Origin of the sequence: uncultured Tateyamaria sp. (genome assembly GCF_947503385.1) — a bacterium.
Taxonomy (GTDB): domain Bacteria; phylum Pseudomonadota; class Alphaproteobacteria; order Rhodobacterales; family Rhodobacteraceae; genus Tateyamaria.
In genome coordinates, this window is sequence record NZ_CANNDO010000003.1 from 468,828 (window position 1) to 489,153 (window position 20,326).

The following is a 20,326-nucleotide window of genomic DNA, read 5'->3' on the forward strand; positions in this document are numbered from 1 at the left end:
CCCCGTTGTTGGAGTGCGCCTCAGACCGAAGCCTGAAGCAGGTGCTGCGAATATGGATGCGTGGCCTTCATCGCGCGCAGGGCTGCCACATCCATGATTTCGACAATCTCGCCGTCTTTCATCACTGCAAGCCGGTCGCACATATGACCCACCACGCTCAGATCATGAGAGACCATCAGATAGGTCAGACCGTGTTCCTGCCGCAGATCGGCAAGCAGGTTCAGAATTTCCGCCTGCACAGATACATCTAGCGCAGAGGTGGGTTCGTCCAAAAGCAAAAGCTCGGGCTCGGGCGCCAGCGCACGCGCGATTGCAACCCGCTGGCGCTGTCCCCCGGACAGTTGATGCGGATAGCGAAAGCGGAATTTCTGTCCCAAGCCTACGTCATCCAACAGTTTCACGACCCGCGCGTCGATATCGCGAAACCCATGTAAATGCAGCGTTTCGCCAAGGACAGCATCGACGGAATGGCGCGGGTGTAGCGACGCATACGGGTCCTGAAACACCATCTGCACCTGCTTGTAGAACGCTTTGGGGCGCCGTTGGCCAATAGCGTGGCCCTTGACCGCGATTTTGCCTGACCACGTTGGAGCAAGCCCGGTGATGGCGCGCAGGATCGTGGATTTGCCCGAACCACTTTCCCCGACAAGGCCAAAGCTTTCCCCGGCTGCGGCGATGAAACTGGCCTGCCTGACCGCATCCACTCGGCCTCTGTCGCGCCCGAACCAGACGTCGAGCGCATCAATGTCCAACATGCTCATACGCGACCACTCACACTCGGGGCTTCGGACCACGCGGGGTCACGCGTGAGGACTTCGAGCCGATCCCGCGGCGCATCAAGGCGCGGCAGCGAATTCAACAGACCGCGCGTATAAGGATGCTGTGCATCGTGCAGCTTGTCCGCATCGCACACCTCCACGATCCGCCCGGCATACATGATCAGCACCCGGTCACAGAAATCCGCAACAAGGTTCAGGTCGTGGCTGATAAAGATCAGCCCCATACCCCGCTCCTTGACCAGCTTGTCCATGATGTCGAGCACTTGCCGCTGCACAGACACATCCAGCGCCGATGTCGGCTCATCCGCAATCAGGATTTCGGGATTGGGGATCAGCATCATCGCAATCATGATCCGCTGGCCCATGCCCCCGGACATCTCGTGCGGATAGGCGCGCATGACACGGTCCGGGTCGCGGATCGACACCGCCTCCAGCATCTCCAGCGCTTTGGTCCATGCGATGGATTTTGAGACACGGTTGTGCAGGCGGTACGCCTCGATGATCTGATCGCCAATGGTCATCACCGGGTTGAGCGAGAATTTCGGGTCCTGCATCACCATGGATATCCGCTCGCCGCGCACGTCGCGCATGTCCTTTTCGGACTTTTGCATCAGGTCCACGCCATCCAGCTTGATGTGGTCCGCTTCGACCTGACCCGGTGGCCGGATCAAACGCAGGATCGCACGGCCCGTCATCGATTTGCCCGAACCGCTTTCGCCCACAATGCCAAGCCGCTCACGGCCCAAAGTGAACGACACACCGCGCACCGCATCAAAGATGCCCTGTCGGGTGGGAAAGCGCACCCAGAGGTTTTCGACGTCAAGGAGATGGTCCATCACTCACCTGCCTTTGGATCAAGCACGTCGCGCAGGCCGTCCCCCAGCAGATTGAACGCCAGTGACACCGTAAAGATCGCGAGCCCCGGCATGGTCGCGACCCACCAGTGATCAAGGATAAAGCGCCGCCCCTCAGAAATCATCGCGCCCCATTCCGGGCTGGGTGGCTGCGCGCCCAAGCCCAGAAACCCAAGGCCCGCCGCGGCCAGAATGATCCCCGCCATATCCAGTGTGACACGCACGATCAGCGACGACACGCAAAGCGGCCAGATATGCTTGGTGATGATCCGCAGGCCACCCGCCCCCTGCAACTTGATGGCCGAGATATAATCGGACGAGCGGATGGTCAGCGTCTCTGCTCGGGCAATCCGGGCATATGGCGGCCACGCGGTGAGCGATATGGCGATGACCGCATTCTCGATCCCCGCGCCCAGCGCGGCCACAAAGGCCAGCGCCAGAACCAGACGCGGAAAGGCAAGGAAAATGTCCGTGATCCGCATCAACACGATGTCGATCCACCCGCCAAGATAGCCAGAAACCGTGCCAACCAGCAGCCCGACCACGGGTGCGATCAGCGCCACCAGCGCCACAATGTAAAGCGTGATACGCGCGCCATAAATCAGCCGGGACAGGATATCGCGGCCCAGACTGTCCGTGCCCAACACATGACCGTCAGTGCCCAGAGGCGCCAGCCGATTGCCAAGATCCTGCGCAAAGGGATCATGCGGCGACAGGATCGGCGCGGCTGCGGCCACCAGCACCAATGCCAGCAGGATGCCAAGCCCAATCATCGCCATGGTGTTCGACCGGAACGACAGCCAGCCTTGATACAGCGCAGACAGCTTTGCATGACGCCGCGACGTCGGCGTGTCCGTCAAGAGCCACGCACGGAGTGTCTGTTCGGCCATCTATTTGGCCCTCGGGTCAAAGACCTTGTAGAGCAGGTCAGAGAAGATATTGAGCAGGATAAAGATCAGCCCGACAACGACGGTTCCCCCAAGAACCGCGTTCATGTCCGCGCTCAGAAGTGCCGTGGTGATATAGCTGCCGATCCCGGGCCAGGAGAAAATGATTTCCGTCAGCACCGATCCCTCCAGAAGGTTGGCGTAGCTCAGCGCGATCACGGTGATCAGTTGCACCCGGATGTTCTTGAACGCATGTTTCCAGATCACATCCCATTCCGACATGCCCTTGACCCGCGCGGTGGTGATGTATTCCGCGCTGAGCTGTTCAAGCATAAAGGAACGCGTCATCCGGCTGATATAAGCCAGTGAAAAGTAGCCCAGCAGGGATGCGGGCAGAATGATATGGCTGAACGCATCCCGAAACACGTCCCAATTGCCGTCGATGGCCGCATCGACAAGGATCAGGCCTGTGACGCTGGGCACAACATCGACGTAGAAGATTCCGACCCGCCCCGGACCACCGACCCAGCCCAGAATTCCGTAAAAAATCAGCAGACCCATCAGGCCAAGCCAGAAGATCGGCATAGAATACCCGACCAGCGCCAGCACACGGGCCAATTGGTCAATCCACGATCCCTTTCGCGCCGCAGCAACAACCCCCAGCGGCACACCGATCACGATCCCGATAAAGATGCCCAACGTGGCAAGCTCGAGCGTGGCGGGAAAGACGCGCGCGATATCCTCGGACACTGGCCGCGCATTGAGCAGTGACGTACCGAAATCCAGTTGCAGCACGTCCCAGATGTAATAGGCAAATTGCACGACCAGCGGCTTGTCGAGTCCAAGCTCCAGAAACACCGCATCATAGGTGGATTGAGACGCACGCTCGCCCACGATGGCCAGCACCGGGTCAATCGGCATCACCCGTCCGATGATGAAAGTGACGAACAACAGACCCAGCATCGTCACCGCGATAGAGCCAAGTGTCAGAACAGTTGTCTTGAACCACGGAGGAAGGGACGCGCGTGCGCGCCCCTTCCCGCTGTCCTTAGAGAGGGCCATTTATTTTGTGACCTGCCAATATGCGGCAGAGGTCACAGCCTGACCGGTGGACCAGTCGGTGACATTGTCCCGCAGGGCCGATTGCTCGATCTGCTGGAACATGATCACGAAGGGCGAAGTTTCGCGGAACTCGGCTTGAATGTCCTGATACATCTGGACACGGGTATCGCGGTCATTCTCGATCACGGCGGCCTCGACCTTTTCGGTCAACCCACCGGTGTCCCAGCTGTTGCGCCACGCGAGCAGGCCGGTGGCCTGTGCCGCGTCCGAGTTGTCGGGGTTGTACGCAAAGGTGCCCGCATTGGTCTGCGGATCAGGGTAATCCGGCCCCCACGCACCCAAGTACACGTCCAGTTCACGCGCGCGGTAGCGGGCAAGGATCTGCTTGGCTGTGCCGACGGTGATGTTCACCTTGATCCCGGCTTGCGCCGCGGCGTTCTGGAAACTTTGGCCGATCTCGATCCGCTCCTGCGCCTCACGGACACCGATTTCGACCTCGAGGTTCTCAACACCTGCGGCGGCCAGCAGTTCTTTGGCCTTTTCGATGTTGTAGGAAAACGGGTTTTCCTCGGAGGCGCCCAGATAGGTGGCAGGCAGGAAATTCTGATGGATCGTATACTGCCCCTTGAGGAAACTGTCGCGCATCCCTTCGTAGTCGATCAGGTACTTGAACGCCTGCCGCACTTCGGGTTTGGACAGTTCGGGGTGCTTTTGGTTCAACGCGACATACATCAGACGGCCTTTGAGCTCGTCTTCGATCTTGACCCCGTCCACTTGCGACGCGCCTGCGATGTCTTCGGGATTGAGGTTGCGCGCGACGTCAATGTCGCCCCGCTCCAGCAGCAGCCGCTGCGACGCGCTTTCGATGACGTGACGCACGATCACGCGTTCCATCGCGGGCGCACCGCCGTAGTAATCCGGGTTGGATGACAGGGTCACGCTTTCGTTGGGCTTCCAGCTGTCCAGCTTGTAGGGACCGGACCCGGCAGAGTTCGTCTTGAGCCACTCGTTGCCCATGTCACCATCGACTTCGTTCGCCATCACGGTGGCCTTGTCCACGACCGCACCAATGGTTGCTGTCAGACAGTTCAGAACGAACGATGTCGCATAGCGTTTGTCCGTCGTGATCACCAGCGTGTTGCCGTCCGCGCGGATGGTTTCGGTCGCGTTTTCGGGGGTAAAGCCGAACTGCGTCAGAATAAACGCGGGCGTCTTGTTCAGGATCACCGCGCGTTGCAGCGAAAATGCGGCATCTTCGGCTGTCACCGGATTGCCGGAATGGAACGTCACCCCCTCGCGCATGGTAAAGGTGATGGTCTTGCCATCCTCGGAAACATCCCAGCTTTCTGCGAGATCGGGCTTGTAACCTACGGCAAGATCATTCGGATCAAGGCTGACCAACCGATTGTAGACGTTCCGGCTGATGTCGGACCCGGCAAACTCAAAGCTCTCGGCAGGGTCGATCGTTGTGACGTCGTCGATCCGGTGTGCGATGACCAGCATGTTCGCCGGCGTTTCGGCCACGGCCGCAAAGGATGTGACACTGACCGCAAGGCCCAGTGCGGCCCCCGTCAGCAATTTTGCAAAAGTATTCATTGTTATCGTCCTCCTTGTCAGAATTTGCTTTGTCGTGCCCGGGCTATTGACCCCAGGTTTTCTCAAGAACCCTAAGCCAGTTTCCGTGGCAAAGTTTCGTCATCAATGCATCGTCGTAACCGTGCTGACGCATCGCTGCCCGCAATTTCGGCAGCCCGGCACAGGATTGAAGCGGTTCCGGAACAATCGCGCCGTCGTAATCCGAACCGAATCCAACGCGGTCCTCGCCCAGTGTCTCAATCAGATGGTCGAGGTGGCGGATCATCTGCTCCAGCGGGACCTCTGGCAGCATCTTGCCGTCCGCGCGCAGGAACGCCACCGCAAAGTTCAGCCCCACCATACCATCGCTTTCCGCAATCGCGGCAAGTTGTTTGTCCGTCAGGTTGCGGGTGTGTGGGCAAATGGCGTGCACGTTGGAATGGGTCGCAACAAGCGGTTTGGCCGAATGCCGTGCGACATCCCAAAAACCCGCTTCGTTCAGATGTGACAAGTCCACCATGATGCCCAGCACATTGCAGCGCTTGACCAGACGCAGTCCATGATCCGTCAGGCCCGCCCCTGTGTCGGGCGTACTGGGATACCGGAACGGCACCCCGTGTCCAAAAATCGTCTTGCGGCTCCAGACCGGTCCAATGGACCGCAGCCCGGCCTGATACAGGACGTCGAGTGTGTTCAGATCGGGGTCGATCGCCTCGGCCCCTTCGATGTGAAAAACCGCCGCCAGTTTCCCGGCATCCAGACATGCGCGCAGTTCCGCCGCCGACCGGCAGATGGTCAGCGCCCCCTGCTCTTCCAATTCAAACAGGATAGCCGCCTGTGACATCACGATGGGAAAGGCATCCTCCCAATCTATCGGATCGGGCAAGGGGAGATCGTAAGCGTCCTTGGTCATCTCGGTGAACTTTTCGTCGAGATCCATCGGTGACGGCACAAAGACCGCAAATAGGCCGCCCGCAAATCCGCCCGCTTGGGCCGCGGGCACATCAATCGCGCCTGCGTTCCCTTCGACAAACCCTTGGACGGCAGAAGCACCGCCCGCGCGGTAGAGCTTCAGCAGCACATCATTGTGGCCGTCGAAAATGGCTGGCTGGATTGCCTGTCCCAACGATGATCCCCCAATGCGGTACACGCCGGATCACCATATTCCATAAATTCTCATAGACCATTCCTCACTGCATGATAAAATATCATAGACCAATGACCAAATTGCAGAGGCCCTCATGGCGGGACGTACGTGGCACAGCCTGCCGGAATACGAAGCGCTGCGCGCGCTGATGGAAAGCGGCACAACATCCAAGGCAGCGCTGCGCCTTGGGCTGTCGCAATCCGCCGTCAGCCGCTCCATCGCCAGCCTTGAAGCGCGATTGGGCCGCATTCTGTTTGAACGCGACGGGGGGCGGTTGCGCCCCACCTCCGAGGCGGCACAGCTAAACCGGCGGCTTGATCCGCTGTTCGAGGCACTGGACAGGATCGATGGCCCAACCGAACCAGCGCAGGAAACGCTTCGCCTGACTGCGCCGCCCACCTACGCACACCGATTTCTCGTCGGGCATATGGCGACCTTTCTGCGCGCCAACCCCCACTTTTTCGTCAGCCTCGAAGTTACCTCTTCCGAGGACGTCGTTCGCAGGATTCAAGAAGACCGGTCCGACCTCGGCCTGTCCGGTGTCGACATCACCCGCGAGGGAATTCGGCTGACCCCATACCGGCTGTCAGAGGCGGCCTGCGCGATGCCAAAGGATCACCCGCTTGCAGAGCGTCAGGTGATCTGGCCGGAAGATCTGCACAATCAGCCGCTGATCGCGCTGAGCCATAGACATTCGCGCCGCGCGCAACTGGAAAAGGTGCTGACCAACAGCCGCAGTGTCCCGCAGATCGTGGCAGAGGCGTCCACATCCTTTGCCGCCGTGGATTTGGCGCAAACGGGTCTGGGCGTCACCATTGTGAACCCGTTTCCGGTGGCACAATACAGGTCCGAGGACGTCATCTTTCGCAAGTTCGCGTCGCCCATCGCGTACCGCACCTATTTCGTCACCTCAGATCACAAACCGACACCGGCCATTGCCCGCGCCTTTATCCGGCACTTGCGGCTCCACACCGCAAAAACCCCATTTACCGAAGCCGCTTAACCCTGCGCCGTTCCGCTCTGTTCGGGGCGCGCCCAAAATTTGGGCACCGCTTGCCGACCGCCTTGAAATTGCAGCATTTTCGAGCCGCGCGATTTGCGCCAAATGTGCCGCTCAGGACACCTGCCCTTGTCGGGGTCGCAATGCCCGCTACACTCGGCACTATAATGCGGAAGGCCCCCCATGCGCCCAGCTCAGATTCTGTTTCCCCTCACAATGCTCATTTTCCTTGCGTGCAGCGCAACTGCGCAACAAGGCCCACCTCCGGTGACCGCAGCCAAACCCGTGGTCAAAACCATCGTCGAAGACGATGAATTCGTAGGGCGTTTCGGCGCATCGGCTGAGGTCGACATCCGGGCGCGGGTCACCGGTTTTCTGGACGAAGTGCATTTCACTGACGGCAGTTTTGTTGAGCAGGACCAGTTGCTGTACACCATCGACCAGCGCCAGTTCCAGACAGCGCTGCGGCAGGCGCAAGCGCAGATCGACATCGCAGAGGCAACCAGCGCCTTTGCCGACGAACAGCTGGATCGGGCGGTTTCGCTGATCGACAACGGCACGATTGCACAAAGCGTGCTGGATCAGCGGCGCGAGGCGGCGCTGGCCGCACAGGGCGCACTGGAACAGGCACGCGCGGCGCTGGAATTGGCCGAACTGGATCTGGAGTATTCCGAAATCCGCGCACCGATGGCCGGGCGGATTGATCAAACGCTGCTTGATCCCGGCAACCTCGTGTCCGCAAACCAAACCCTTTTGACCTCCATCGTCGCGACAAACCCGATCCACTTTTATTTTGACATCGATGAACGGTATTTCCTCGCCTATGCGCGCGACGCGCGCGCCCGGGGATCCATGCTGCAAGAAGGCGCGAATGGGCTTGAGGTTCGTGTCACCGTATCCGACCGGCAGGTGCCGCCACAAATGGGGCGCCTCGACTTTTCCGAAAACCGGATCGACGAGGAAACCGGTACGATGCGCGTGCGCGCCGTGCTCGACAATCCCGACGAACTGCTGACACCGGGGCTGTTTGGGCGAGTGAATGTCCCCGGATCATTGCCTTATGAAGGGGTATTGATCCCCGATGCCGCGATTGTGTCTGATCAGAACAGGCGGCTTGTCATGTCACTGGATGCCGAAGGCAACGTGACCCCGATCCCCATCAGGCCCGGACCGCGCATCGATGGATACCGCGTTGTGCGCGAAGGTCTGGATGGGTCCGAAACCATCGTGACCGAAGGGCTGATCCGCGCCCGTCCCGGCAGCGTCGTGGCGCCCGAACTGATCGAATTACCGCTGGTTGCCGAAAACTAGGATGGGCCGCTTTTTCGTCACGCGCCCCGTCTTTGCCATCGTCGTTTCGGTGATTATGACCATTGTCGGCCTGCTCGCCTATTTCGAGCTTCCGGTGGAACAATATCCCGAAATCGCGCCCCCTTCCATCGTCGTACGCGCGGCCTATCCCGGTGCGGACGCGGCCACCATTGCCGCAACCGTGGCCACCCCCATTGAACAGGAAATCAATGGGGTCGAGGGAATGCTGTACATGTCATCCTATTCGACCGCAGACGGGTCGATGTCGCTGACCATCACATTCGAGTTGGGCACCGATCTGGATTCGGCTCAGGTGCTTGTGCAGAACCGTGTGGCCGTTGCCGAACCGCGCCTGCCGCAAGAGGTGCGGGCCCTCGGCGTGACCACCACCAAGTCTTCACCCGATCTGATGATGGTCGTTCACATGCTGTCGCCGGACGAAACATTCGACCAACTTTACGTGTCGAACTATGCCCGCTCGCGGGTTCGGGACCAACTGGTGCGGCTGGACGGCGTGGGCGATCTGCTGATCTTTGGAGAGCGTGAGTTTTCGGCCCGCGTCTGGCTTGACCCCGACCGGCTGGGGTCGCTGGGGTTGACGGCAGGCGATGTGGTGTCGGCGCTGCGGGAACAGAATGTGCAGGTGTCGGGCGGATCACTGGGCGCGCCACCCAACAATTCCGCGAATGCGTTTCAGGTCACCCTGACCACGCAGGGACGGCTTGAGGACCCGCGTGAATTTGGCCGCGTCATTGTCAAATCCACCCCGGACGGACGCGTTGTGCGCGTGCGCGATGTGGCACGGGTCGAGATCGGCGCGCGGTCCTACATCACGAACTCTTACCTCAACAACAAACCCGCGGTTGCCCTTGGCATCTTCCAACGCCCCGGATCGAATGCGCTTGCCTCTGCGGACGAGATCATCAGCGTGATGGAGACCTTGTCCGAGGACTTTCCCCCCGGTCTCGAATACCAAGTTGTCTATAACCCCACCGAATTCATCGAAGCATCCGTGAACGCGGTCTACCAAACCCTGTTCGAAGCGGTGCTGCTGGTGGTTGTCGTCATCATCGTATTCCTGCAAAGCCTGCGCACGGCCGTCATCCCCTTGCTGGCCATTCCCGTGTCGCTGATCGGGACCTTTGCAGCGATGTACGCCCTCGGATACTCCCTCAATCTGCTGACGCTTTTCGGTCTGATCCTCGCTATCGGCATTGTCGTGGACGACGCCATCGTCGTGGTCGAGAATGTGGAGCGGAACATTGCCAACGGCATGACCCCACGCGACGCAACCGCGCGCACCATGGACGAAGTACAGAACGCCGTCATCGGAACATCGCTGGTGCTGATTGCCGTGTTTGTGCCTGCGGCCCTCGTGCCCGGCATCACCGGGCAATTCTACCGGCAGTTTGCCGTGACGATCTCGGTCGCGACTGTGATTTCGACCATCAATTCGCTGAGCCTGTCCCCGGCAATGGCTGCGGCCCTGCTCAAGCCGCAAAGCGATGCGCCATCGCGCAATCCATTGCGCTTTGTCACGACGCCGCTGGCCAATGGCTTTAACAAAGGGTTCGACGCGTTGGCACGCGGCTATGGCCGCGTGGTGCGCGGGCTGGTCAGCACGTGGGGGATGTTGGGGCTTGCGGTGACGGCTTTTGCCGGGCTGCTGGGCGTGACCTACTGGCTCAATACCCAAGTGCCCACGGGCTTTATTCCAGAGGCTGATCAGGGCTATGCCATTGTCGTGGTCCAATTGCCAGACGGTGCCGCGCTTGACCGAACCGATGCCATCATGCGGCAGGCAACGGACATCGCCCTTGGCACGCCCGGGGTGACGAACGCAGTCGCCTTTGCCGGGTTCTCGGGTGCCACATTCACAAATGCCAGCAATCAAGGCGTGATTTTCACCACCTTTGAAACCTTCGAAGACCGCGAGGCCAGCGGACTGACATCAGGCGCCATCGTTGGCCAATTGTTTGGCCGGATGCAAAGCCTGCGCGAGGCGTTCATCATTGCCATCGCGCCGCCTGCTGTTCGCGGTGTCGGCACCGGCGGTGGTTTTAAACTGCAACTGCAAGAGACGGAAAGCGCCGACATGGCCCGCGTTCTGAATTCTGCCTATGCCATCATGGGCAGCGCGGGACAGTCGGACAAGGTGCAGGGCGTGTTCACGACATTCTCCTCCGGTGCGCCGCAACTCTTTCTTGAGATTGACCGGGTGCGGGCACAAATGCTCAACGTGCCCATCGGCGCCATTTTCGAGGCATTGTCGATCAATCTTGGCTCAGCCTATGTCAACGATTTCAACGCCTTTGGCCGCCTGTTTCAGGTGCGCGCCCAAGCCGACGAACAATTCCGCCTGACCGAAAGCGATATCCGCAGCCTGCGGGTGCGGTCCGCGACCGGGGCGCTGGTGCCGCTGGGCACTTTGGTCACCGTTCAGGAAACCGCAGGGCCCGCATTGGTTCAGCGCTACAATCAGCAAGTGTCCGTCCCGGTGCAGGGGTCGCCTGCCCCCGGTGTGTCGACAGGCGAAGCGCTGATTGCGATGGAGGCACTGGCAGAAACGGTCATGCCGCCCGGACTGGATTACGAATGGACAGAACTGGCATTGCAGGAGCGCAATCAGGGCGATACGGCGATTTACATCTTTGCCTTCTCCATTCTCTTTGCCTTTCTGTTTCTCGCCGCGTTGTACGAAAGTTGGGTCCTGCCCATCGCGATCATCCTTATTGTTCCGCTGGCTGTGTTGGGGGCTTTGGGCGGGGTCATGTTCCGCGGTATGGACAACAACATCCTCACTCAGGTCGGATTGATCGTGTTGGTCGGACTGGCGGCCAAGAATGCCATTCTGATCGTGGAGTTCGCCAAACAGGCACAGGAGGAACGCGGCCTTTCGCCCGTCGAGGCCGCTGTCGAGGCCAGCCAGTTGCGCCTCAGACCGATCTTGATGACAGCGTTTGCCTTTATCCTCGGCGTTTTGCCCTTGACCATCGCCACCGGCGCAGGGTCAGAGATGCGGCAGGCCTTGGGCACCGCCGTGTTGTTCGGCATGTCCGGCGTCACGTTCCTCGGCCTGTTTTTCACACCGGTGTTCTACGTGCTGTTGCGCCGCCTCTTTCCGGGTCGGGTGGAGGCCGCGACATAGGTGATCTGCCACATGGCGTTGATCCACGGTCGATGCGATGGGCACCCCGGTCGCGTTTGGGTGGCAGCTGGCTGACAAGATTTCGCGGCAACGTTCGACGAGATTGCCACCGATCGGCTTGTGCGCGTCACGACGGCCTACACGGCGGCAGAAGCAATCTGTTTTTGCCAATGCATACGACAATTGGGACGCGATAATCCAAGTTGCGCGCCGTTACAGGTGTTCATTGGCGAGGCTGGGCAGACATGACATAGGACGCGCCGGGCGCTGCTTGCCCGTCAGCAACGGGCCACCACCTCCTGCGCGCGAAGCGCATCAATTTCAGCATCGGTATAGCCAAGATCCCGCAGCGTATCCTGCGTGCCCTCGCCCAGCGTCTGCGGCGGCGTGTCACCCGGTTCAGGCGTGTCCTGCACACGGAACGGCAGGCCGCAAAACCCCGCCGCCCCTCGGCCAACGAAATCACGTTGGCGCGCAGGCGGAAGCCGGAGCGCATCCGGCAAGCTCCTTACCATTGCGCACGGCACACCGGCCTCCATCAACAAACCTTCCCAGATGTCTGCCGGGCGCGTGCGTAGGACATCGCACAGCGCCAGCCCCAAGGCCTGACCATTTGCATCGCGTGCCGCCGGTGTCGCAAACTGCGGGTCACTCAGCCAATCCGAACGTCCCAAAGCATGGGCCAAGGCGTGGAACTGCGCCTCTTCATTCACCCCGAGGCTGATTTGCCCCTCGGCACAATCAAACACACCGGATGAGGGTGACCGGCTGTTGGCCGCGTTGCCCCGTGACTTTGGCTCATGCCCTGTCAGCTGCAAATCGGTGATCGTTGAGCTCATCAAGGCAAAGGCAGTTTCAAGCATCGACACATCGACAAACGCACCGACGCCCGTTTTGTCGCGCTGCATCAGTGCCGCCATGACGGCCAGAGCCCCAGACAGGCCCGTTGCGTAGTCCACGATGGGCGCGCCGGTGCGCAGTGGTCCGGTATCCTGCGTGCCGGTCAGCGCCATCAGACCGCTGATCGCCTGTATGTTCACGTCATAGGCGGGCGCTCCGGCCATATCGTTGTCCCGCCCATAGCCGGTCATCGCACAGTGGATCAGCCAGGGATTGACGGCGCGCGTGTCGGATTCGGTCAGCTTGAGCCGGGTCAGCGTTTCGGGACGGTGGTTTTCGACCAGAACATCGGCAGAGGCCAAAAGGCGGGCAAAAACATCGCGCCCCGCGTCCCTGCCCAGATCCAGTGCAAGCGACCGTTTGCCCGCGCTTTGGGTCAGGTAGGCCGTGCTCATACCCGCCGCCGCGCGCGCTTTGTCAGTGCCACCCCGGTGGCGCATCGCATCGCCCCGTCCGGGGCGTTCGACCTTGATCACCTCCGCGCCCAGCAGGCCGAGATAGTAGGCGCAGGCCGGACCAGCCAGCACGTGCGTCCAGTCAACCACACGGATACCATCCAGCGGCAAGGTCATGGCGCGCTCTCAACAGCGCGCGCCCGGGCCAGCCCGCGCATACGAAACAGCAGTGCGCTGATGCCGATCAACAGGAACAACAGCGCGACAGGACGCGTGACGAAAATCAGCAGCCCATTGTCCGACAGCAGCAGCGCTTGGCGAAACGTCTCTTCTGCACCGCCCGCCAGCACAAAGGAAATGACGAAGGCTGCCGGATTGAAATCAAGCTTGCGCATGGCCCAACCGGCAAAACCGGCCGCCACCATCACATAGACGTCAAACAGGTTGCCGCGCGACGTGTATGCCGCAACGAAAGAGGTCAGGAAGATCACCGGATACAGCACACGGGTGGGAATACGCGTGATAAAGCGCCCGACAAACGCCGCTCCAAAATAGCCGATCAGGCCATAGAACACGATGCCGATCAGGCCGCAGGCGAACAACGCATAGATCAAGTCGCGACTGGTGAGAAACAGCGTTGGGCCGATCTGGATGCCATGGATCAGGAACACACCGATCAGGATCGCGCCAATCGTGGACCCCGGAATACCAAGCGTCAGAAGCGGCGCCATTGACGGCCCGCTCACCGCGTTGTTCGCGGCTTCGGGTGCAGCCACCCCTTCAAGCGCGCCGTTGCCCCAGTCCTGAGGGTTGCGCGCACGGCGCTTGCCCTCTCCATACGCGACAAATGCCGCGATGGCGGACCCAAGGCCGGGCAACATGCCGATGAAGGACCCGATCAGCGACGACCTGAATACATGTGGCAGGCAGGGCCGGTATTCGGCCCATGTCAGGCCGTTGCGGACTTCATCATCGCCTTCTGCAATGATCTCGGGCGCTTTGCCGCGTGCTTCGATCTGGGCAAAGACTTCGCCCAGCACAAAAATCCCGATCATCAGAGGCACCAGTCCGATTCCGTTGGTCAGGTCGAAACTGCCGAAGGTAAACCGTTCCGTGGAACTGATCGGGTCCAGCCCGACCATAGCAACCAGCACGCCCAACGCAGCAGAAGCAAGCCCGCGCGTGACCGATTTTCCGATGACCGAACCGATGACAATGAAGGCTGCAAAATAGACCGCAAACAGTTCTGGCGGGCCAAGTTTCAAGGCAATCGTTGCAATCCACGCAACACCGACGATCAACAGAATTTCACCTGTGAAATCACCAATAACGGACGAGATGGTGGCCACTTTCATCGCCTTGCTGGCCTTGCCCTGCCGGGCAAGCGGGTAGCCATCAATTTGCGTTGCGGCAGAGGCCGCCGTTCCCGGTGTGTTGAACAGGATCGCAGCAATGGACCCACCGTACCGGCCCGACTTGCCAATGACATAGAGAAAGGCAAGCGCGGGCAGCGGTTCCATATAGAAGGTGAGCGGCAGGAGCATCGCAATGGCAGCAGAGGCGGTCAGACCCGGGATCGCCCCGACGATCATGCCGACAATGGCGGCTGCCAGCACCCATGCCATGAGACTGGGGTCGCTCAGCACGCTTGCGAGGGCAGGAAAAATGTCCATGCGGTCAAGGCCCGCCCATGATGTCAAGCAGGTCGAACCAGCGTCCGAGCGGTGGAAAGACGCCCAGCAGTTCAAAAAACACGAGGTGATAGATCGCGGGGCACAGGACAGCGGCAAGGCCAAGTCCGATGGCATTGCGCACGCCGAAAATCCACAGCGCTGCGGGCGCCGCAACTGCGGTGCTCAGCAGGTAGCCAAACGCAGAAATCGACCAGACGTAAGTTATGGACAGCGCCAAAAGGCCTGTAATGGCAGGCCAGTGTCGCCGGTCCAGTCGCGCACCATCCGCTACGCGCAGTTCGGCCGCGCCCAGCGCAATCAGGGCCAGCGCGCCTGCCAAGGGAAAATACCGCGCGCCCCAGCGGCCATACTGATCCAAGGAGATGGACAGCGCAGTCACGGTGGCGCCGATCCCGATCAGGATCAGCGCCACACCAACCACCCGAGGGGCGGGAGAAGACCCTTGGGTCATTCGGTCTAGCCTTGCGACTTCAGCGCGTCGATCACGGGCTGGGTATCGGCCTGCATCTGCCGCAACCGCGCCTCGGTATCTGCGCCGCTGAGAAAGGCGGGCACATTGCCGCGCTCGCGCATCAGGTCCGCGAATTGCTGGGTTTCGGTGATCTGCTTCAACGCTGTCTCCATGCCTGCGATGATTTCCGGGTCGGTGCCTTTTGGCGCAAAGAACACAATAGGCGACGATACGGCGACGTAGTCAAACCCAAGTTCTGCCAGCGTTGGCACATCATCGCGGATCGGATCCCGCTCTGGTGCGACAAGCGCCAGCACGCGCAATTCGTTCTCGAACCCGGCGGCTTGCTGGATACCGACAAAGGCGAAATCAACCTGCGCGCCGATCACGGCAGCGCGGGTCGGGCCACCGCCCTTGAAGGGCACATCCTGCGCCTCGAGCCCATTGCGATTGAGAAAGCTTTGCCCCGCCACCTGATGGAACCCGCCGCGCCCGTTATGGGCCCAACGCAGGCTGCCGGGGTTGGCGCGGGCGGCATCCACAAGATCCTGAACCGTCTGGAACGGGCTGCTCGCAGGCACAATGACCGCAGGCGTCAGATTGCCGATCTGGGCAATGATATCGAAACTGTCGAACGGGTTCACATCCGTGTCCCGCAACATCGACGTCAACAAAAAGGACCCTGCCGACGTCACCATGACCGTGTTGCCATCGGGGCGTGCCGCAGCCGCTTCGGTTGCGCCGGTAATACCGGACGAACCGGGCTTGTTCACGATGACCAGCGGCACCGGCAGGATACCATCGGCCGACGCCGCCGCAGCACGGGCCAGCGCATCGGTGCCGCCGCCCGCGGAATAGGGCAGAATGGCATTGATGGGCCGACGTGGGTTCCATTCGGCAAGCGCTGGTCCAGCGGCAAGCAGTGCGGATGCGGACAGACCTGTCCTGATGAAATCGCGTCTTTGCATGATGTCCTCCCAAAGGTCGCAGGAGCCGTTGGTCAGCCCCATTGTGATCTTGGCTGGACCGTAGCGCACCTTTTGACGTAGAAAAAACGCAATTATCAGAACTAAACTTCGAGAAATTCGAACGATGAACTTACGCAGCCTCAAGGTGTTTGCCCTCGTGATGGAGGAAGGCACGCTGGCCCGTGCCGCACAAACCATGAACCTGAGCCAATCCGCCGCCAGCCGCCTGTTACACCTGCTGGAGGATGAGTTCGCCATTCGTCTCTTTCGACGCGAGAACCGCCGCCTGATCGCAACGCCCGAGGCGGAACGTTTCTATCCCGAAGCGCTCCGCATCCTGTCGCAGATTGAATCACTGCCCGACTTTGTGCAGCGCATTCAGAGCGAACGGCCAGAGCCGTTTCGTATCATCGCGCAGACCCGGATCGTCAACGGGCTGGTTATACCGGCAATTGCGTTGATGCAGGACGCCTTTGCAGATCAGCCGGTCAAGCTGGAGATCCATCCCCGCCGCGACCTTGGGCGGCGCATGATGAATGATCGCTACGACATTGGCGTCACCGCGCTCCCTTTGCCCGTGGACCAACCAACACCCACCCGGCTGGGCACGGCGCCGCTCAAGGTCGCGCTGTCAAAGGATCATCCGCTGGCCGACCGCGCCCTGCTGTGTCCCGGTGATCTGGCGAACGTCCCCTATATTGCGCTGGACGACACAACTGTTATCCGGCGGATCGTCGATCAGGAGATGGCCGCCGCCGGCACGCGGCTGGAGGTTGCGCATGAGGTGTCGAACGGGTCCGCCGCCTACCGGTTGGTGCAACGGGGTCTGGGCTTTACTTTTGCCGATCCCATTGCGCTGGACCCCGAACTGGAAACCGATGTGCGGCTGATTGATTGGGCACCACGGATGGAGGTCGACCTTGGCTATTTCATCCCGAACCCGGATCGCCGCACCACGCTTGTCCGCAGGTTCGAAGAGGCGTTGCAGACGGTTTTCACACAGCGCTGCGGTCAAGAAAATGGGCCCGCGCGCGCATAGCGCACAGGCCCACATGGCGTTTTGCTGCGCGGCGTGACCTACTTGCGCGCCAGTTCCATCCAGTTGCCATCCTTGATGACCGAAATCACGACCTCGTCCGCACCTTGGTGGTCGGTTGCGGAATAGGTGACGGTGTTACCGGACACCACGTCTTCGTAATTCAGGCTTTCCATCCCAGCCTGAAACGTCTTGGCATCAAGGTTTGGGCCTGCGGCCTCCAGCGCTTTGACCATGGTCATAGCCGCCGAATGTCCCAGCAAGGCACCAGAACCGGGCAGTTGTTCACCGGTGGCTTCGGTATAGCGTTTGAAGAACTTCTGCACTTCCGGCTTGTCCATGCGTGACAGCAGGTCCGCCCAGCCTGATGCGGCATACATGCCTTCGGTCACACCGCCGGGCACCTTGGCCATGACCGTGTGAAACCCTGCGGAAGAGTTGAGGAACGACATGTCCGTCAGGCCCAGCTTCTTGGCGGTGCCAGACACTGTGATCGCCTGCCGGACACCCAGCGCCAGCGTGACGATGTCGCAGCCATCGGCACTGAGCTTTTGCAGCGCACCGACGAAATCGGCGTCGTCAGGCTTGTGCGTGGTCTCCGAAACAAAGGTGAGCCCGTCCGTTTCGGCAGCGATGGATTCCGCGCCTTCCTTAATGTCCTTGCCAAAGTCGGTGGGCAGGTACATCGCGCACACCGTGTCCGCCCCCTTGAGTTCGGCCAGATAGGTCACGCCAACACGGATTTGATCGTAGTAGGTCGCGGTGCCCGCATAGTGCAGCGGGTGGAACGGTTCGGCCATCTGGCGGGCCGCGGACAGGGGCGAGACGTTGGACACATTCTTGGCGTCCTGCAACTTGAACGCCGCAATGTTCATGGGCGTGCCCAGCGACAACAGCATCGCGAACACCTTGTCGCCGTTGATCAGCTTGTTCATGCCCTGAATGGCCTTGGGCATCTGGTAGGCGTGATCTTCGACCACAAAGCGGATCTTGCGCCCATGTATGCCACCCGCCGCGTTCACCTCGTCAAAGACAAGCTGCGCGGCCTTGGTTGCTGGCGCACCGAAGGCGGCAAAAGGGCCGGACAGATCGTTGTTGGAGCCGATCAGCACCTCGGTGTCGGTGATCCCTTGTTCGGCAAACCCCGGCGCTGCCGCCATCGTAGCCGCCAGAGCGGCGGCTGCCAGTTTGGTAAATTTCTTCATGTCTCTTCTCCCTCTTTGTTGTTTCCTGATCTCAGTACATCTGCTGAATCAGCGCGTTATGCTTGGTCTCAACAAAGCTGCGCTTGAGCTTCATCGTCGGTGTCAGTTCATCGTCATCTGCGGTGAGCAGCACGTCAATCAGACGGAAATCCTTGATCTGTTCGACGCGGGCAAAATCCTTGTTCACGGCGTCTATGGTCTCGCGGATCAGGTCCTGCACCTCCCGTGCGGCACACAGCGACGCGTAGTTGGAGAACGGCACGCGACGGTCCTGTGCGAACTTTTCGACATTCTCTTGGTCGATCATCACGAGGCAGGTCAGGAACTTGCGCTTGTCCCCGATGACCACAACGTCAGAGATGTAAGGCGAGAACTTCAGCTTGTTCTCGATCTCGGCAGGGGTGACGTTTTTGCCGCCTGCGGTGATAATGATATCCTTGAGGCGGCCCGTTATTTTCAGGAACCCCTGATTGTCCAGCATCCCCACGTCGCCCGTGCGCAACCAGCCGTCGTCCGAAATCGTCTCAGCCGTCTTTTCGGGGTTGTTCCAGTAACCCTGGAACACGTTGCCCGCCTTGTATTGCACTTCGCCGTCCGGGCTGATGCGCAGCTGCGCGCCCGGCAAGACCGCCCCGACGGTGCCGACCTTGTTGCTGGTCAGGCTGTTGATGGACATCACGCCCGAGCTTTCGGTCATGCCGTACCCTTCGAGCACCGGTACGCCAATGGCCTGATACCATTGCAGCAGGTCGGGAGAGATAGGGGCCGCACCCGATCCACCCCGGCGTAGGCGATCCATCCCAATCATGCGCCGCAGGTTTTGCAGCAGAGCCATGTCCCAGAACCCATAGGCCAGCCGCGTGCCCAATGGCAGGTCCCGACCGTCGGCAAGGCATTCCGCGCGCGCTTGGCCCGCTTTCAGTGCCTTGGCATAGGCCCATTTTTGCAGGCCCGTCGCATCGCCGATGCGAATAGCCACTTGCGAATAAATCTTTTCCCACACCCGCGGCACGGCGACAAAAGTCTGCGGGCTGACCTCTTGCAGATTGTCAAAGATCGTCTCGGGGCTTTCGGCGAAATTGATGGTCGACGCGGCAGCAATCGAGGCATTCACCGAAAAAACCCGCTCAAGAATATGGCATAGCGGCAGAAAACACAGCTGATCATCCGTGTCGAACACGGGCGCGTCACGCACGCCAGCCGCCACGGAAAACATCAGGTTGCCGTGGCTGATCATCGCGCCTTTGGGCTTGCCGGTTGTGCCGGAGGTGTAGACCAGAATGGCGGTGTCGTCGGGTGCAGTGGCGTCGATGCTGGCATCAAAGGCATCCGGATGCGCCGCGTCATAGGCCGCGCCGATCTCGTAGAGCGCATCCAGAAAGATGATCTGCGGATCAGAGAACCCGTGCAGCCCGTCCCGCTCGATCACGATGACTTTGGTCAGGCCGGGCATCCTGTCCCGCACCTGTAGGAATTTGTCCAGTTGCTCGTCATTTTCGACAATCAGAAAGCGGCTGTCGGAATCGTTGACGAGGTATTCCAACTGTGGGGCCGTGTCGGTCGTGTATACGCCCGAACAAATGCCGCCGACACCCTGCACCCCCATGTCGGCATACATCCACTCCTTGCAGTCCTCCGACAGGATCGACACGACCTCGCCCCGCTTCAGCCCCAGCGACACAAGGCCAAGGCCCAGATGCTTGGCATGAGTGAAATAGTCGTCCCACGAGTAAGACCGCCAGATGCCAAAGGTCTTTTCGCGGTGCGCCGTGCGTGGACCAAGCGCCCGGCTCCGCATACGGAACAGTTTGGGTGTCGTATCGGCACCGTCGATCAGGTACGGGGCTTGCGACAGATCGGCATTGATCGTCAGGCCGTTGATCTTTTTCTGGGGGGGAAGTGTGGGTGCCATGC

16 protein-coding genes are annotated in these 20,326 nt (G+C 60.4%); 4 read left to right on the forward strand and 12 right to left on the reverse strand.

What is annotated here, in order from left to right:
• Positions 1-20: 20 nt before the first annotated feature.
• Genes Q1A85_RS13355 through Q1A85_RS13380 form a run of 6 tightly spaced genes read right to left on the reverse strand, consistent with a single transcriptional unit; the run spans position 21 to position 6,307 of the window.
• On the reverse strand, positions 21-761 hold the full coding sequence (locus Q1A85_RS13355) for an ABC transporter ATP-binding protein (protein WP_299689933.1): 741 nt from the start codon (positions 759-761) through the stop codon (positions 21-23).
• The gene (locus Q1A85_RS13360; protein WP_299689936.1) at positions 758-1,615 is read right to left on the reverse strand and encodes an ABC transporter ATP-binding protein; all 858 of its coding nucleotides are present in this window, start codon (positions 1,613-1,615) and stop codon (positions 758-760) included. Before Q1A85_RS13360 ends, Q1A85_RS13355 begins: the two co-directional genes overlap by 4 nt.
• A complete protein-coding gene (gene nikC, locus Q1A85_RS13365; RefSeq protein ID WP_299689939.1) occupies positions 1,615-2,523 on the reverse strand; it encodes a nickel transporter permease in 909 nt (302 codons plus the stop codon). Before nikC ends, Q1A85_RS13360 begins: the two co-directional genes overlap by 1 nt.
• On the reverse strand, positions 2,524-3,582 hold the full coding sequence (locus tag Q1A85_RS13370) for an ABC transporter permease (RefSeq protein WP_299689942.1): 1,059 nt from the start codon (positions 3,580-3,582) through the stop codon (positions 2,524-2,526).
• Positions 3,583-5,178 carry an ABC transporter substrate-binding protein gene (locus Q1A85_RS13375; protein WP_299689946.1) on the reverse strand — a complete coding sequence of 532 codons (1,596 nt, stop codon included), beginning with the start codon at positions 5,176-5,178 and terminating at the stop codon, positions 3,583-3,585.
• Between the two features lie 43 nt (positions 5,179-5,221).
• Entirely contained in the window at positions 5,222-6,307 is a 1,086-nt protein-coding gene (locus Q1A85_RS13380; protein WP_299689949.1) for a dipeptidase, read from the reverse strand.
• 91 nt (positions 6,308-6,398) lie between these two features.
• On the opposite strand from Q1A85_RS13380, the gene Q1A85_RS13385 reads away from it, so the two are divergent.
• From Q1A85_RS13385 to Q1A85_RS13395, 3 genes are all read left to right on the forward strand, one after another.
• A complete protein-coding gene (locus Q1A85_RS13385; protein WP_299689952.1) occupies positions 6,399-7,307 on the forward strand; it encodes a LysR substrate-binding domain-containing protein in 909 nt (302 codons plus the stop codon).
• 264 nt (positions 7,308-7,571) lie between these two features.
• Positions 7,572-8,615: an efflux RND transporter periplasmic adaptor subunit gene (locus tag Q1A85_RS13390; RefSeq protein WP_299689955.1), complete on the forward strand. Its 1,044-nt coding sequence runs from the start codon at positions 7,572-7,574 to the stop codon at positions 8,613-8,615.
• Position 8,616: 1 nt separating this feature from the next.
• Positions 8,617-11,763, forward strand: coding sequence for a multidrug efflux RND transporter permease subunit (locus Q1A85_RS13395; RefSeq protein ID WP_299689958.1), 3,147 nt, complete (start codon positions 8,617-8,619; stop codon positions 11,761-11,763).
• Positions 11,764-12,041: 278 nt separating this feature from the next.
• Here the strand turns inward: Q1A85_RS13395 and Q1A85_RS13400 are convergent, their stop codons facing one another.
• The 4 genes from Q1A85_RS13400 to Q1A85_RS13415 are packed head-to-tail and all read right to left on the reverse strand — an operon-like array spanning position 12,042 to position 16,171.
• On the reverse strand, positions 12,042-13,235 hold the full coding sequence (locus Q1A85_RS13400) for a CoA transferase (RefSeq protein ID WP_299689960.1): 1,194 nt from the start codon (positions 13,233-13,235) through the stop codon (positions 12,042-12,044).
• The gene (locus Q1A85_RS13405) at positions 13,232-14,731 is read right to left on the reverse strand and encodes a tripartite tricarboxylate transporter permease (RefSeq protein ID WP_299689963.1); all 1,500 of its coding nucleotides are present in this window, start codon (positions 14,729-14,731) and stop codon (positions 13,232-13,234) included. The genes Q1A85_RS13400 and Q1A85_RS13405 overlap by 4 nt, the downstream gene beginning before the upstream one ends.
• Before the next feature lie 4 nt (positions 14,732-14,735).
• Positions 14,736-15,203 (reverse strand): tripartite tricarboxylate transporter TctB family protein, encoded by a 468-nt coding sequence (locus Q1A85_RS13410; RefSeq protein ID WP_299689966.1) that lies wholly within the window; start codon positions 15,201-15,203, stop codon positions 14,736-14,738.
• Between the two features lie 5 nt (positions 15,204-15,208).
• Positions 15,209-16,171 carry a tripartite tricarboxylate transporter substrate binding protein gene (locus Q1A85_RS13415; RefSeq protein ID WP_299689969.1) on the reverse strand — a complete coding sequence of 321 codons (963 nt, stop codon included), beginning with the start codon at positions 16,169-16,171 and terminating at the stop codon, positions 15,209-15,211.
• 124 nt (positions 16,172-16,295) lie between these two features.
• Between Q1A85_RS13415 and Q1A85_RS13420 the strand changes: the two genes are divergently transcribed.
• Entirely contained in the window at positions 16,296-17,210 is a 915-nt protein-coding gene (locus Q1A85_RS13420; protein ID WP_299689972.1) for a LysR family transcriptional regulator, read from the forward strand.
• Between the two features lie 38 nt (positions 17,211-17,248).
• Here the strand turns inward: Q1A85_RS13420 and Q1A85_RS13425 are convergent, their stop codons facing one another.
• Positions 17,249-18,412, reverse strand: a complete 1,164-nt coding sequence (locus tag Q1A85_RS13425; RefSeq protein WP_299689975.1) for an ABC transporter substrate-binding protein — start codon at positions 18,410-18,412, stop codon at positions 17,249-17,251.
• Between the two features lie 31 nt (positions 18,413-18,443).
• Entirely contained in the window at positions 18,444-20,324 is a 1,881-nt protein-coding gene (locus tag Q1A85_RS13430) for an AMP-binding protein (RefSeq protein ID WP_299689978.1), read from the reverse strand.
• Positions 20,325-20,326 lie beyond the last annotated feature (2 nt).